Here is a 14,018-nt window from a genome sequence, read left to right as displayed (position 1 = left end):
ATTCCCACAAACGCAAACAGCCGCCCGAAGGCGGCTGTCTGGCAGTGGCGGGACCGGCCCGCCGATACGGCTTACTCCGCCTTGGCAGCAGCCTGGCGAGCGGCCTTGGCCTGCGCAGCGGCGGCCAGATCTTCCTTGATGCGGGCAGCCTTGCCTTCCAGACCACGCAGGTAGTACAGCTTACCGGCGCGCACCTTACCGCGACGCTTGACTTCGACCGAGTCGATGATGGCGCTGTGGGTCTGGAACACGCGCTCGACACCGAAGCCGTGCGAGATCTTGCGCACGGTGAAGGAGGAGTTCAGGCCGGCATTCTTGGTACCGATCACCACGCCCTCATAGGCCTGCACGCGCTCGCGGTTGCCTTCCTTCACCTTGACGTTCACCACAACGGTGTCGCCCTGGTTGAATTCCGGCAGCTTGCGCTGGATCTGGGCGGCTTCGAAGTCAGCCAGGATGGTCTTGTTGAGTTTGCTCATGGTGGGCACCGCGTGTCTGGTGATATTGGACCGGCAGTCGCCGCACGGCGATTGCTCGAGGTTCGTAGGAGGGCCAGACGCAAGGCTGGCCAGCAAGCCGCATATTGTACCCCAATCCATCTTGCAAGAGCTAGGGGTGAGCCCTTATTTCTCGTCGCCCGGGGCGAGTTCGCGGCGAAACTCGTCCAGCAGACGGCGATCGTTCTTCTCCAGCCCCGCCTCGTCGAGCAGGTCCGGGCGGCGCAACCAGGTCCGGCCCAGCGACTGCTTCCGGCGCCAGCGCGCAATTGCCGCATGGTTGCCTGATCGCAGCACATCCGGCACATCGCCCCATGCATGGGTCGCCGGATGGCTGTAATGCGGGCAATCGAGCAGGCCTTGCGGGCCCTCAAAACTGTCCTGGGCGGCAGATTCGGCGTCGTTCAATACGCCGTCCTGCAACCGCGCCACAACGTCCACGACAACCGCTGCACCCAATTCACCGCCGGACAATACGTAGTCGCCGATGGAGATTTCCATATCGACCGCCTGCGCCAGAAAGCGCTCGTCCACGCCCTCATAGCGGCCACACACCAACACCATGCGCGGCAACTGCGCCAACTCGCGTGCGAGCACCTGCGTGAGCGGCCGCCCCTGCGGGCTGAGATAGATCACCGGCGCTGGCCGCGCGTCTGCGGCCTGCACCGCATCCAGGCAGGCCCGCAGCGGCTCGATCAGCATCACCATGCCGGGCCCGCCACCGAACGGACGGTCGTCCACGCGGCGATAGTTGCCCTGCGCATGCTCGCGCGGGTTCCAGCCCTGCAATTCCAGCAAGCCGCGCTCCTGCGCCCGCCCGACCACGCCGAACGCCGCGCATTGCGCGATGAACTCGGGGAACAGGCTGATGACGTCGATGCGCACTGGAGAATCGGGAGTCGAGTTAGGGAATGGGAGAGCAAGAGCAGCACCGAGGCACCGCTTTGATCAGAAATCCGGATCCCAGTCCACCACGATCAGGTTGGCTTCGAAGTCGACCGACTTGACGAAATCCGGGAACACAAACGGAATCATCCGTTCGCGATCGCCACGCACCACCACCACGTCGTTGGAGCCGGTGGAGAACAGGTGCGACACCGTGCCCAGCTTGACGCCTTCGACGGTTTCCACCTGCAATTCTTCCAGATCCACCCAGTAATATTCGTCGGGCTTGGGCGGCGGCAACGCACTGCGCGCGACGTAGATTTCAGTCCCGTGCATGGCTTCGACCGTGTCGCGGTCGGTGACGCCGGGGAACACCGCAATCAGATTCTTGCCCTGATCGCGCCCACGCACGCCGCTGACCACCGATTCCTGTCCGGACGGCGAGCGCACGATCCACGGCTGATAGCGGAAGATGGCGGTCCGTGGCTCGGTCCAGGATTCGAGCTTCAGCTCACCCTTGACACCAAAAGCGCCGACAATCCTGCCTAACAGGATGCGGCGCTCGTTCTGCTTCATCTGCGTCGACTCTGGGCCAGGTAGCGATACCCGGCCCTCAAGATCAGGCCGCAGCGGCCTGAGACTTGGCTTCGCGATACAGGTTACGCACCTTGTCGGTCAGCTGCGCACCGTTGCCGACCCAATGGTCGACGCGTGCGACGTCCAGCACGATGCGCGGTTCTGCGCCCTGGGCAACCGGGTTGTAGTAACCCAGGCGCTCGATGTTGCGGCCGTCGCGCGCGCTGCGTACGTCGGTCACGATGATGTGGTAGAACGGACGCTTCTTGGCGCCGCCGCGGGTCAGTCGGATCTTGACCATGGTGTTGTTTTCCTGAGTTGCCCAGTCGCCAGAGTGGCGCGGTAAGCCGGCGATTATAGCGCACCCCGGCGGCGAAGCCAAGTCACCCCTGAGCCGCTCAGATCGCTTGCCAGGCCTGCGTTTGCAGCGCCTGCTCCAGAATCGCCAGCTGGGCGGCGGCGTCCGGCCACTGCACAGACCCGACTGCCGCCAACGCTTGTTGCCCGCGCGCATTGCAGCTGAAGCCGCCATCGAATGCCTGGAGTTCACCCAGCGTGACCGGGCGCGCCTCCTGCTCGATGCCAAGCGCTTGCAGCCCGGCCTGCAGCAGACGCTGCCGGGTGCCGGGCAAGGCCGGCCCCTGCGGCCACACGACCCTGCCCTGCTGCCACAGGCCCAGATTCCAGAACGCACCCTCCACGAGCCGGCCTTGCGGATCGATCAGCAGCGCATCGTCGAACCCGGCAAGCATTGCCTGACGGCGCAGCTGCAGCAGCGCGAAGGTGCCGACGTGCTTGCGCAGCGGCTGCTCGCGCACGTAATGGGCCGGCTGCACGCGCACAGCGGTCGCTGGCATCTGCGCGGCGGGCGAGAGCGAGATCAGCACATCCAGTGCGACAGCGCGCGATGGATCGCGCAGGTCGAAATCCTGCGAAAACACCGTAATGCGCACGCTCGCATCGGTGCTGCCGGCAGCCGACAACGCAACGCGCAACTGCGCGCGAATGGCGTCGGGATCGGCAGCAGCACCAAACAGGGCTGCGCTGTCGTGCTGCAGACGTTGCAGATGCAGGTCCAGACCAAGTACAGCGTTATCGCGCACTTGCAGCGTGGTGAAGTGACCGTAATTGTTCAACGCCGCAGCACCGAGCTGCTGCGCGGTAGCGGCGATGCCATTACAGAAGATCAACGGCACAACAACGCCTGCGCCTGTTCCCACCATTGCGTCACGACCTGCGCAGCCGGTTGTGCGGGCGCCATCCAGGCGGATTGGCCGGCCCAGGCCTGCATCGCATCCAGGCGGTTGTCGCGCGCAGCGGCCTGGCGCATCGGTGCGGTGAGCCCGCGCTGCACCGGGTATGGCGCGGGTGGCGGTGCGTCTGCAGCGTTTGCTGCACCGACATATGGTGTGGTCAGCGCGCGCCCCAACCGGCCCGAGAACGCACGGGTTGGCTGGGTGTGCTCCGGCTCTGCCTGAGATAACGCGTCGGCCCAGGCGCTCGGCAATGCAGCTTCGGGCGTGCGTAGCAAGCCGGTGCCGATCTGCACGGCGCTTGCGCCCAACGTCAGCGCTGCCGCAATGCCGCGCGCATCGGCGATGCCGCCGGCCGCGATCACCGGGATATCGAGACGATCGACCAGACGCGGCAACAACGCCAATAGCCCGGTCATCTGCTGCGCGGCGCGACCGGCCTCGAACGCACCGCGATGGCCACCGGCTTCGGCCCCTTGCGCAACCACTGCATCGGCGCCTGCTGCCTGCGCCGCAAGCGCTTCGTCCAATGTGGTGGCGCAGGCGAACCAGGCGATCCCGGCATTCGTGAGACGTGCCACCTGATCGGGCCGGAAGATGCCCATGATCGATGAGGCGACTGCTGGCCGCGCGGCGAGCAAGGCATCCAATTGCGCGTCGAAATCGGCAGGTGTCGCATCGCCCGCTGTCTCCGGCACCGGTGGCCCCCACTGCGCAAGAAACGCGCGCAGGCGCGCTTCGGCGGCCGCATCGCGCGCAGGTGCCGGGTCGGGAATCCACAGATTGATCTGCGCAGGCCCTGCGCTGGCCTCACGGAATGCTGCCATCCACGCCACGATGTCGTGCGGCTGCGATAACACGGCCCCCATCGCGCCCATGCCACCGGCGTTGGCAACCGCCGCCGACAACGGCACCGGGCAGGCGCCGGCCATGGGACTGAGCAGGATCGGCAAGCGCAGCCCAAAGCGCTGCTGGAAGGCATCGACGTTGGAAAATCTGGTCATCAATCACTTCGCACACCATGAGATGGCGCATGGTAACCGCGATGGGCAGACGCTGATGCCGGCACGGACACGCGCACCTGCCGCGCCGGTCTGGCGGCTGCGCAGCAGATGGTCGCTGCGCTTGATGCGCCGGCATCGGCATGCGTTGCCGGCACCACTCTTGGACCCAGACATTCTCCAACGCGGAGCACGCCGGCGCTGCGACGCTGTAGATAAGCGCCTCAGAAGCGCTAAATCGATAAACGCCGAAGCCGGTTGGGTGCGACGTGCCGGTGGCCCGAATAGCCGCAAGTCCAGGCACTAATCGCCATCGAAAGGGCAGATACGCTGCCTGCAACTAGCCGGCATTGCGCTCACCCACACATGGCCCAGCTCCGGCCCACGGAACAGCTTGAGCAGACGTCCCTCGCCTCGCATGCGACCGGCGCATTGACCGGGCAATGGCAACGGATGATGGAGCTGCTGCGTCGAGCTGTGCCAGACGAGCGATCGCCTGCGCGGCACCGCTGGCGTCGCCCGCGTCTTCAGCAGTGAACAGTGAAGTCCGCACGTCCGCAGGCGCCACGCAAACAGGCGGTGATATCCGCGACAACCCGTACGTTGCACCGCCAGAGGACGAGACCTGACGCAACGGCCGCCCACTTTGATGTGGCCTGCCACGCAAGCACCAGGCCAGCGCAAGATGCACGCACTGGGCGCCTGCGAATGGCTTCGCAGCGCGGCGTGCGCAGGTTGCTCAGCGGAACGGCATGCCGCCGCGGCCGCCCATGGCGCCCATCATGCCCTTCATGTTGCGCATCAGGCCCTTCATGCCGCCGCCGGCCAGCTTGCCCATCATCTTTTCCATCTGCTGATACTGCTTCATCAGCTTGTTGACGTCGGCCGGCTGCATGCCCGAGCCGCGTGCGATGCGGGCACGGCGCGAGCCGTTGAGCAGCGCCGGGTTGCGCCGCTCTTTCTTGGTCATCGAATTGATGATGGCGATCATGCGCGGCACTTCCTTGCCGGTGACCTGCTGTTTGACGTTGTCCGGGATCTGGCCCATGCCAGGCAGCTTGTCCATCAGCCCATGGATACCGCCCATGTTCTGCATCTGCTCGAGCTGTTCCTTCATGTCGTTGAGGTCGAACTTCTTGCCCTTGGCGACCTTGGCCGCAAGCTTGGCGGCCTTTTCCTGGTCGACGCTGTGCTCGACCTGCTCCACCAGCGACAGCACATCGCCCATGTCCAGGATGCGGCTGGCGACGCGGTCGGGATGGAAAACATCCAGGCCGTCGATCTTTTCGCCGGTACCGACGAACTTGATCGGCTTGCCGGTGATGTAGCGCACGCTCAGTGCGGCACCGCCGCGGGCGTCGCCGTCGGTCTTGGTCAGCACCACGCCGGTCAGCGGCAGCGCCTCACCGAAGGCCTTGGCGGTGTTGGCCGCGTCCTGACCGGTCATGGCATCGACCACGAACAGGGTTTCGGTGGGGTTGACCGCGGCGTGCAGCGCCTTGATCTCGTCCATCATCGCCGCATCGATCGCCAGGCGGCCGGCGGTATCGACCAGCAGTACGTCGACGAAGGACTTGCGCGCATCGCTGATGGCGGCACGCACGATGTCGACCGGCTTCTGCGACGCATCTGAGGCGAAGAACAGCACCCCGACCTGTTCGGCCAAGGTCTTGAGCTGCTCGATCGCGGCCGGGCGGTAGACGTCGGCCGAGACCACCATGACCTTCTTCTTGCGCTTTTCTTTCAGGTGCTTGGCGAGCTTGCCGACCGTGGTGGTCTTGCCTGCACCCTGCAGGCCCGCCATCAGGACGATGGCCGGCGCCGGCACGTTGAGGTTGAGGTCGGTGGCGGCCGCGCCCATGACGGCGGTGAGCTCGTCGCGTACCACCTTGATCAGCGCCTGGCCCGGGGTCAGCGACTTGAGCACTTCCTGACCGACTGCGCGCACCTTGATGCGCTCGATCAGCGCCTGCACCACCGGCAGCGCCACGTCGGCCTCGAGCAGGGCGATGCGTACTTCGCGGGTGGCTTCGCGGATGTTCTCCTCGGTCAGGCGGCCGCGGCCGCGCAGGCGCTCCATGGTGCCGGAGAGACGTTGGGTAAGAGACTCGAACATGCGCAAAGGACCGCGGAGGGGAAACGGGTGCCGATTATAGCGGCACCGGCTGGCGGCCTGCCCCGGCGCCCGGCGCACCCCGCTTGATCAGGCGCTCCCTCGCTGCGAGGTACCGCCCCCCCTGCCTGCCAGCAAAAACCCAAGCGACCCGCGGCCCAGGCTTCTCCGATTCCCGATTCCCGATTCCCGATTCCCGACTCGCCAATCCCCAATCCCCGCCCCACCATGCGAAACTTCCACGATGACAATCGTTCTCATCGCGTTCGCCCTGTATCTGCTGGCCACGGCGCTGCTCACCTGGGCGGTGTTGCGCGATGGCAACCAGTCGCCTGCGCGCTGGCTGGCGCCCGCATTGGCTGCAGTGGCGTTGCACGCCGGTTACCACGTGCTGGTGGCGGTGCGCACCGCGGGCGGGCCGGACATGCACTTCTTCGCGGCACTGTCGTTATGCGGGCTGGGCATGGCTGCGCTGACGGCGGTGTTCGGTGGCCGCGGGCGGATGGCGGCAGTGGGTGTGGTGGTGTTCCCGCTTTCGGCGATCCTGTTGGCCAGCTACCACGCCTACGGCCACGAGCCCAGCTCGGATCTGGGCTGGCGACTCGAATTGCACGCGTGGCTGGCCTTGCTGGCCTACGCCACCCTGGGCATCGCAGCGCTGCTGGCAATCATGCTGTGGCTGCAGGAACGCGCGCTGCGGCGGCGCGATTTCCATAGCTGGCTGCGCGCACTGCCACCGCTGACCGAGCTTGAAACGCTGCTGTTCCGCACGATCACGGTGGGCTTTGTGCTGTTGAGCCTGACCCTGCTGACCGGCCTGTTGTTCGTGCAGGACTTCCTGGCGCAGCGGCTATTGCAAAAGACCGTGCTCAGCATCCTGTCGTGGATCGTGTTCGGTGCGCTGCTGATCGGCCGCTGGCGCAATGGCTGGCGCGGCACCAAGGCGGTGCACTGGACGCTGACCGCGATGGCGCTGCTGGTGCTATCGTTCTTCGGCAGCAAGTTCGTCATCGAGCTGGTGCTGGGGCCGCGTTGAGCGCCTTGGGCGTACGCGTGCGCTGGGCGGGCGCGCATGGATCGATCTTGTGCAGCCTGCGACGGGCATAGACCCGCACCAGACTGACACTGCGATCAGCGGCACTGGGTCGCGCCCGCACGACGCAGCCCAGCTAACTCCTCAGCTCTGAAACCTCTCACGCATCCAGCGCGGCACGCACGGCGTCCCAGGGCTGGCCCGGCCCCGCGTTGGCAAAGCGATAGCTGATACGGCGGCGATAGGTGTCGCCCGGCCGCAGGATGGTCGAAGGAAAGTTGGGGTGATTGGGGGCGTCCGGATAATCCTGCGGCTCCAGGCATACGCCACGGCCCAGTCCGGGATGGTGGGCGTCCAGATGTTGGCCCTCGTACACCTGCACCGCCGGGGCATCGCTGCTGATACGCAGCGCCACGCCACTGTGCGGGGAGTACAGCTCGGCAACGCAGTCCGCGTCGGCGGCCAGCACCAGACACTGGTCATAGCCCTTGCCGAGGATGATCTGGGGATGCGCCGTGTCGGTGTTGTCTGCCAGCGCGGCAGGTTGGCGGAAATCGAATGGCGTACCGGTCACCGATGCGATCTCGCCCGTGGGGATCGACTCGGCATCCACCGGCAGGTAGCGATCGGCTGGCACGCGCAGCACCTGCGCTGCGGCCCGCAGCTGCGGGTCGCCGGACAGATTGAAATACGGGTGATGGGTAAGATTCAACGCAGTCGCGGCATCGCAGTGCGCTTCGAACTCCAGCTGCAGGCTCAACCCCTGAAGCTGCAGGCGCGCACGCACGTGCAGATTGCCGGGGTAGCCCTCTTCGCCATTGGGTGAGTCGTAGCCCAGCAGCACCTGGTCCGGCGCCTGCTCCAGCACGCTCCACACCCGTCGTCCGAAGCCGCGCAGCCCGCCGTGCAGCTGGTTGCGCCCTTCATTGGCGGCCAGCACGTGGGTGACGCCCTCCAGGGTGTAACGCGCACCGGCGATGCGGTTGCCGAAGCGGCCCACCAGAATGTTGAGGCTGTCGCCGTCGGCAGCATAGGCGGGTAGATCCGGCAGGTTCAGCACCAGCGGCACCACACCCTGTGCGGTGATCAACTGCAGCGTATGCAGGATGCCGCCGTAGGTAAGCACCTCCGCTTCCAGACCAGCCTCGCTGCGTAGCGTGAGCGCGTGGATCTCGACACCGTCTGGCAACTGCCCGAACACTCGCTGCATGGATCGTCCTGCCGATGAGGTAGCCCGCGAGCATAGCCGCATGCGGTGGCTGCCGACCATGCTGCTGCGCACATCCTGGCCGGCGAGGCGATTGCGGCGGCGAAGCGACTGCCGCGCCCGCCTGCAACGGCCGCGCTGCAGCAATACAAAGGGCGGCCACCGGCACTACGCTAGCAGCGCGTTTCCCATCGCAGCAGCACCCACCCGACCATCGACCAGCACAGGAGCACCGACCCGATGCAGTGGATTTCCCCCGCGTTGCAGGCATCGCGCAGGCAGCTGTTGAACGCCGTTTTCGTCGCCGCCTCGATTGCCAGCGTGCCGGCCAGCTTCGCTGCCGAGGTCAAGGTCAACGGCACGTTGCGCGTGGACCAGCCCGGCGCGCAGGTGTCGCGGCAACTGTTCGGCCAATTCGCCGAGCATCTGGGTACCGGCATCTATGGTGGCGTGTGGGTGGGCGAGGAGTCGCCGATTCCCAACACGCACGGCTATCGCAACGACGTGGTCGCCGCACTGAAAGCCATTGCCGTCCCCAACATCCGCTGGCCCGGAGGTTGCTTCGCCGACGAATACCACTGGCGCGATGGCGTCGGCACGCCGGCCAAGCGCCCGATCAGGGTCAACACGCACTGGGGCGGTGTGGAAGAGTCCAACCGTTTCGGCACGCACGAGTTCATGGACTTTACCGAACTGCTCGGCACCCAGGCCTATATCGCCGGGAACGTGGGCGATGCTGCGCCGGAGGAGATCGCGCAGTGGGCCGAATACATGACCGCGCCCACACGCTCGAGCCTGGCCAACGAGCGCCGCGCCAATGGCCGCGATGCGCCCTGGCAGGTTCCCTACTTCGGTGTGGGTAACGAGTTGTGGGGCTGCGGCGGCAATATGCGCGTGGAGTACGCAGCCGATGTATTTCGCCGCTACCAGACCTTCGTCAAGTCGCCGGCCAGCCAGAAGATCCTCAAGATCGCGCCTGGCCCAAGCGACGACGACTACCACTGGACCGAAGTGATGATGCGCGAGGCCTCCAAGTTCATGGACGGGCTGAGCATGCACTACTACACCATTCCCGGTGGCTGGCCGCCGCGCGCGTCGTCGACCACGTTCGACGAAGCCGCATGGATCCAGACCTTGTCGCGCACCTTGGTGATGGACGAGCTGATCACCAAGCACAGCGCGATCATGGACAAGTACGACCCAGCCAAGAAAGTGGCTCTGGTCGTGGACGAATGGGGCACCTGGTATGCGCCATTGCCAGGCACCAACCCCGGTTTCCTGCAGCAGCAAAACAGCCTGCGCGACGCGCTGGTGGCGTCCCTCAACTTCGACATCTTCAGCCAGCATGCCGAGCGCGTGCGCATGGCCAACATCGCGCAGATGGTCAATGTGCTGCAGGCGATGATCCTCACCGATGGCGACAAGATGGTGCTGACGCCCACCTACCACGTGTTTGCGCTTTACAAGCCCTACCAGGACGCCACCCACCTGCCGCTGCAATTGCAGACACCGCAATACCGTCATGGCGATACGCAGGTGCCGGCAGTGCACGGCTCGGCGGTCAAGGCGAAGGATGGCCATGTGTATATCGCACTGACCAATCTGGACGCGAGCGCGTCGGCGACTGTGAGCGTGCAGGTGGAAGGGTTGCCGCTGCGTGCGGTGGAGGGACAGATCCTGACGGCACCGGCGATCGCCACGTACAACACCTATGCGCAGCCACAGGCCGTTGCGCCAGTGGCATTCAAGGGCGCACGTGTCCAAGGCAAGACAGTGAACGTGGCGCTGCCGGCGCATTCGATCGTGATGCTCAAGCTGCAATGAGCGATCGGATGCAATGCACAGGGCGTACGTGCCGGACACGGCCAGCCATGTGGGCACCGGGTTGCCTCGTTCGGACGCGCCTTGCAAGGGAGCGCGATCGTTGCATTTCGCATGTGCCTGGTGATCACGTCGCCATGCCGACGCGACCACAGGTTCAAGGCGCGTACCGGAGGCGTATCGCGTTGCAGGCGATGCGCCGTTTCTAAAGGCAGATGGCGCTGTTGTTGAGGCCCGGTTTCGGAGTTGAAAACACTGGACTGCAATCGCTCGCCAAGACGTGTGCCGGCGCATCGGCAGTACGCGGCATCTATCGTGCACAGACCACGTCCATGCGCACTGGGCACGCGTACCACAGGCCACGGTCTTGCAACCGCTTGCAAGCGAGTTCGGCTGAGGCGGTCGCGGCTTCGCGTATCCGGACGTGCAATCGGCATTGGGGAAAGCACACATCATCGATCCGCCGCGCCACTGGCTGCTGCCGCGCAACATGTCGCCGGCAGGGTTTGCGACCGGCATCATGCCAATGATTGATTATTCCGGAATGAACACCACGAATCTGAAGCACGCACGACATTTTCTTTGACACCCAGGCAGCCGCTACGCAGCGTCGCCCCTCCACGGATTTGATTCCGTACCAGGAGAGGCTCGCAATGAACACACTACGCGCTGTGACTGTGCAGTTCGCTGTTCTGCTTGGCGTCGCGCTTACAACGAGCGCGAGTGCGCAGACGCTGGTATGGGAAGACAACTTCAACGGGCCTTCCATCGACGGCACCAAATGGACCTACGACGTCGGCAACGGATGCCAGATCGGCTTGTGCGGCTGGGGCAACGGCGAGATGCAGTACTACACCAGCCGCACCGAGAATGCGCGGATCGAAAACGGCAGGTTGGTGGTCGAAGCACGCCGCGAAGCCTTCGGCGGCATGCCGTTCACTTCAGCACGGCTCAAGACCGAGGGCCGCATGCACTTCACGTACGGCACGCTGGAGGCGCGCATCAAAACGCCGGTGGTGGGCAACGGTTTGTGGCCGGCGTACTGGATGCTCGGCACCATCGGCGTGTGGCCGGGTCGCGGCGAAATCGACCTCATGGAAGCCGGCATGGCCGCCGCGATCGCCAATGGCACCGCGAACCGTCGCATCGGCGCGGCGGTGCACTGGGACTACAACGGGTCGCAGGCCGATTACGACACCAGCTACACCAACCCGGTGAATCTGCATGACGATTTTCATGTGTACCGATTGACCTGGGACCCGCAATTCATCCGCGTCTCGATCGACGGGCAGCAATACTTCGAATTTGCGATTCCCAATATCGAAGGCGCTTCCTTGCATGAATTCCATCAGCAGCAGTATCTGTTGCTCAACCTGGCGGTGGGCGGCACCTTCACTGGTGTGACCTCGCCTGCTGCGGTGACGGCCCCGCTCCCTGGCAAAATGGAGGTCGATTACATCCGCCTGTATCAGAACCCAGGGTCGCAGTTGTACGTGGGCACGCAACATGCCGTGCCCGCGGGCCGGTTCGGGGTGTTTACCGAACAGACCGATACCAGTGCACGGCTGACCTTCGGCCAGGATGCCGAGTTGTATCTGTGGAACAATCTCACCCCGATTGCGCAGGCGCCTTTCGAGGGCGGCAGTGTCATGGCCTACCGCGCCAACGCCGGGGCATGGTTTGGATTGGGCATCCAGAGCGACTACCGCAATCTCGCTGCATATGCCGGCGGTGCATTGAAACTGCACGTCAAGACCACCACGCCGTCGACATTCAAGATCGGCATCAACACCAGCTTCGGCGATAGCTGGGTGGATTTTGTCGCTGGCGGCAACCAGTACGGACTGGTGCGCGATGGCGCCTGGCACGAGGTGAGCATCCCGTTCAGCGCCTTCTACGATCTGGATCTGCAGGCGGTCAAACAGCCCTTCACGCTGGTGGCCGATCCACCGGCTGCACCGGTGGAGATCGCCATCGACAAGGTGTACTACCAGAGCCGTTGAGGCCGCACGCCCAGCCAACGTCTACGCGTTGGCTGGGGTGGCCTTGAGCATGTCGATGAGTTGACGCAGGCGGTACGGTTTGGGCAGGAAATCGACCTGCGCCGGCAACGGCGGCAACTGCGCCTTGGCAAACCCCGAGGCCAGAATCACGCGCGCCTGCGGCAGCAGTTGCGCCACCTGCTCGCTCAGTTCGATGCCCGACATGCCGTTGGGCATGCGGATATCGCTGAACACCACGTCGTACGGGCCACTGTCGCGCACCATGCGCAACGCGCTGTGACCATCATCGGCGGTGTCGACGCTGATGCCGGCATCGCGCAGCGCTTCGCCGATCAATTCGCGCAGTTCTTCTTGGTCTTCCACCATCAGCAGGCGAAGGGATTCAGTCATGCTCGGCCTCCTCGACGGCCGGGAGAAACACGGTGACGGTAGTGCCGCGTCCAGGTGCGGTCTCAAGCTCGACGAAGCCACCGGACTGGGATGCGAAGCCATAGACCTGGCTCAAGCCCAGGCCGGAGCCCTTGCCGACATCCTTGGTGGTGAAAAATGGCTCGCTGGCGCGTTGTGCAACGTGCGCGGACATGCCCGGACCGTCGTCGCGTACGGCAAGGGCGACGTATGGGCGACGGACGCCTTGTGGGCTTGACGGTTCGGATCGCTGCGCAGCAGAAGTGAGCAACGCGATGCTGCCGCCAGAGGGCATCGCATCGCAACTATTGAAGACCAGATTGAGCAACGCCGCCTCCAGCTGACCGGGGTCTACGCGCACATGCGGCAGTGCGTCGGCAAACTGCAACGACAAGCTCACACCCGGCGGACAGGCACGCCGCAACAGTTCCAACGAACGCGTCACGATGTCATTGACCGGGTGGCGCTCAGGGTTCAGTTGTTGACCGCGCGCGAACGCGAGCAGTTGCCGCGTCAGCAAGGTGCCGCGATCCACCGCAGTTTGCGCCACTTCGATCAACATGCGGGTGCGCGCGTCCTCGCCTGCGCGCAGCGCAATCAGATCCAGACTGGTCACCATCACCGTGAGCAGGTTGTTGAAATCGTGGGCCATGCCCAGCGTCAACCGACCCAAGGCTTCGACCTTCTGCGATTGCAGCAACGCCTGCTGCGCCTGTTGCAGCAAATGCTGCGCCTCACGGCGCTCGGTCAGATCGCGAGTGACTTTTGCAAACCCCACCAGCACGCCGAATTCCAGCACCGGTTCGATCACCACGCTGGCCCAGAACCGGCTGCCGTCCTTGCGCAAGCGCCAACCTTCGGCAGCGAAGCGCCCTTCCCGCTTGGCGATTTCCAGATTGCGGCTGGGTTCGTCGCGTTGCGCATCCTCGGGCAGGTAGAACCGCGAGAAATGCGTGCCTAATATCTCGCTTGCGCTGTAGCCCTTGATGCGCTCGCCGCCGGGGTTCCAGCTGCGAATATGCCCACCGATATCGAGCATGTAGATCGCATGATCGGACACGCTCTGCACCAACAGTTGACACTGCCGGCTGTCGTAAGAAAGCGGCCCTGCGCTGTCGACGGCCGTTTCCGCATCCATCGCGCGATGATTCCCCCAGAAAAGCGCGGGACCATATTGATAGCTGCGTGAAGGCTGCGTGCAAGCCAACGCGGCAGCAAAAA

General features: G+C 64.7%; 14 protein-coding genes. 4 read left to right on the top strand and 10 right to left on the bottom strand.

Annotated elements, in window-relative coordinates; all coding sequences use genetic code 11:
- Window positions 1–71: 71 nt before the first annotated feature.
- The 7 genes from rplS to ffh all read right to left on the bottom strand — a co-directional run bounded on the left by rplS (window position 72) and on the right by ffh (window position 6,328).
- Complete coding sequence (gene rplS, locus AMD14_RS07095; protein ID WP_003484215.1) at window positions 72–479, bottom strand: 50S ribosomal protein L19; 408 nt, start codon at window positions 477–479, stop codon at window positions 72–74.
- 144 nt (window positions 480–623) lie between these two features.
- Window positions 624–1,382 carry a tRNA (guanosine(37)-N1)-methyltransferase TrmD gene (gene trmD / locus AMD14_RS07090; protein ID WP_003484218.1) on the bottom strand — a complete coding sequence of 253 codons (759 nt, stop codon included), beginning with the start codon at window positions 1,380–1,382 and terminating at the stop codon, window positions 624–626.
- A 63-nt stretch (window positions 1,383–1,445) separates the two neighbouring features.
- Complete coding sequence (gene rimM / locus AMD14_RS07085; RefSeq protein WP_011050822.1) at window positions 1,446–1,958, bottom strand: ribosome maturation factor RimM; 513 nt, start codon at window positions 1,956–1,958, stop codon at window positions 1,446–1,448.
- A gap of 43 nt (window positions 1,959–2,001) precedes the next feature.
- Window positions 2,002–2,259: a 30S ribosomal protein S16 gene (gene rpsP, locus AMD14_RS07080; protein WP_003484223.1), complete on the bottom strand. Its 258-nt coding sequence runs from the start codon at window positions 2,257–2,259 to the stop codon at window positions 2,002–2,004.
- A 97-nt stretch (window positions 2,260–2,356) separates the two neighbouring features.
- A complete protein-coding gene (locus AMD14_RS07075; protein ID WP_011050821.1) occupies window positions 2,357–3,154 on the bottom strand; it encodes an aminotransferase class IV family protein in 798 nt (265 codons plus the stop codon).
- Window positions 3,145–4,215, bottom strand: a complete 1,071-nt coding sequence (locus AMD14_RS07070; RefSeq protein ID WP_015472388.1) for an NAD(P)H-dependent flavin oxidoreductase — start codon at window positions 4,213–4,215, stop codon at window positions 3,145–3,147. The genes AMD14_RS07075 and AMD14_RS07070 overlap by 10 nt, the downstream gene beginning before the upstream one ends.
- A gap of 736 nt (window positions 4,216–4,951) precedes the next feature.
- On the bottom strand, window positions 4,952–6,328 hold the full coding sequence (ffh, locus tag AMD14_RS07065; RefSeq protein ID WP_011050819.1) for a signal recognition particle protein: 1,377 nt from the start codon (window positions 6,326–6,328) through the stop codon (window positions 4,952–4,954).
- 241 nt (window positions 6,329–6,569) lie between these two features.
- Here ffh and AMD14_RS07060 point away from each other — a divergent pair, with 241 nt between their 5' ends.
- A complete protein-coding gene (locus tag AMD14_RS07060) occupies window positions 6,570–7,361 on the top strand; it encodes a cytochrome C assembly family protein (RefSeq protein ID WP_003484236.1) in 792 nt (263 codons plus the stop codon).
- A 157-nt stretch (window positions 7,362–7,518) separates the two neighbouring features.
- On the opposite strand, the gene AMD14_RS07055 is transcribed toward AMD14_RS07060, so the two are convergent.
- Window positions 7,519–8,568 (bottom strand): aldose epimerase family protein, encoded by a 1,050-nt coding sequence (locus tag AMD14_RS07055; RefSeq protein ID WP_015472389.1) that lies wholly within the window; start codon window positions 8,566–8,568, stop codon window positions 7,519–7,521.
- Window positions 8,569–8,805: 237 nt separating this feature from the next.
- On the opposite strand from AMD14_RS07055, the gene AMD14_RS07045 reads away from it, so the two are divergent.
- The 3 genes from AMD14_RS07045 to AMD14_RS07040 all read left to right on the top strand — a co-directional run bounded on the left by AMD14_RS07045 (window position 8,806) and on the right by AMD14_RS07040 (window position 12,389).
- Window positions 8,806–10,389, top strand: a complete 1,584-nt coding sequence (locus tag AMD14_RS07045; RefSeq protein WP_015462969.1) for an alpha-N-arabinofuranosidase — start codon at window positions 8,806–8,808, stop codon at window positions 10,387–10,389.
- Window positions 10,390–10,810: 421 nt separating this feature from the next.
- Window positions 10,811–10,972: a hypothetical protein gene (locus AMD14_RS24995; protein ID WP_162829061.1), complete on the top strand. Its 162-nt coding sequence runs from the start codon at window positions 10,811–10,813 to the stop codon at window positions 10,970–10,972.
- A 67-nt stretch (window positions 10,973–11,039) separates the two neighbouring features.
- Window positions 11,040–12,389, top strand: coding sequence for a glycoside hydrolase family 16 protein (locus AMD14_RS07040; protein ID WP_040107589.1), 1,350 nt, complete (start codon window positions 11,040–11,042; stop codon window positions 12,387–12,389).
- A 21-nt stretch (window positions 12,390–12,410) separates the two neighbouring features.
- Here AMD14_RS07040 and AMD14_RS07035 read toward each other — a convergent pair whose 3' ends face one another.
- Window positions 12,411–12,779 (bottom strand): response regulator, encoded by a 369-nt coding sequence (locus AMD14_RS07035; RefSeq protein WP_005914675.1) that lies wholly within the window; start codon window positions 12,777–12,779, stop codon window positions 12,411–12,413.
- Entirely contained in the window at window positions 12,772–13,935 is a 1,164-nt protein-coding gene (locus tag AMD14_RS07030; RefSeq protein WP_011050815.1) for a PAS domain-containing hybrid sensor histidine kinase/response regulator family protein, read from the bottom strand. The genes AMD14_RS07035 and AMD14_RS07030 overlap by 8 nt, the downstream gene beginning before the upstream one ends.
- Window positions 13,936–14,018: the final 83 nt, after the last annotated feature.

The organism is Xanthomonas citri pv. citri (assembly GCF_000961215.1).
Taxonomy (GTDB): domain Bacteria; phylum Pseudomonadota; class Gammaproteobacteria; order Xanthomonadales; family Xanthomonadaceae; genus Xanthomonas; species Xanthomonas cissicola.
Note: the sequence above shows the minus strand (reverse complement) of the source record. Positions and strands in the feature narration are given on the sequence as shown.

What these genes read in the sequence shown, in the direction of transcription:
- rplS (WP_003484215.1), bottom strand. Translation starts at nt 479, where the DNA reads ATGAGCAAACTCAACAAGACCATCCTGGCTGACTTCGAAGCCGCCCAG.
- rimM (WP_011050822.1), bottom strand. Translation starts at nt 1,958, where the DNA reads ATGAAGCAGAACGAGCGCCGCATCCTGTTAGGCAGGATTGTCGGCGCT.
- rpsP (WP_003484223.1), bottom strand. Translation starts at nt 2,259, where the DNA reads ATGGTCAAGATCCGACTGACCCGCGGCGGCGCCAAGAAGCGTCCGTTC.
- AMD14_RS07070 (WP_015472388.1), bottom strand. Translation starts at nt 4,215, where the DNA reads ATGACCAGATTTTCCAACGTCGATGCCTTCCAGCAGCGCTTTGGGCTG.
- ffh (WP_011050819.1), bottom strand. Translation starts at nt 6,328, where the DNA reads ATGTTCGAGTCTCTTACCCAACGTCTCTCCGGCACCATGGAGCGCCTG.
- AMD14_RS07060 (WP_003484236.1), top strand. Translation starts at nt 6,570, where the DNA reads ATGACAATCGTTCTCATCGCGTTCGCCCTGTATCTGCTGGCCACGGCG.
- AMD14_RS07055 (WP_015472389.1), bottom strand. Translation starts at nt 8,568, where the DNA reads ATGCAGCGAGTGTTCGGGCAGTTGCCAGACGGTGTCGAGATCCACGCG.
- AMD14_RS07045 (WP_015462969.1), top strand. Translation starts at nt 8,806, where the DNA reads ATGCAGTGGATTTCCCCCGCGTTGCAGGCATCGCGCAGGCAGCTGTTG.
- AMD14_RS07040 (WP_040107589.1), top strand. Translation starts at nt 11,040, where the DNA reads ATGAACACACTACGCGCTGTGACTGTGCAGTTCGCTGTTCTGCTTGGC.
- AMD14_RS07035 (WP_005914675.1), bottom strand. Translation starts at nt 12,779, where the DNA reads ATGACTGAATCCCTTCGCCTGCTGATGGTGGAAGACCAAGAAGAACTG.
- AMD14_RS07030 (WP_011050815.1), bottom strand. Translation starts at nt 13,935, where the DNA reads ATGGATGCGGAAACGGCCGTCGACAGCGCAGGGCCGCTTTCTTACGAC.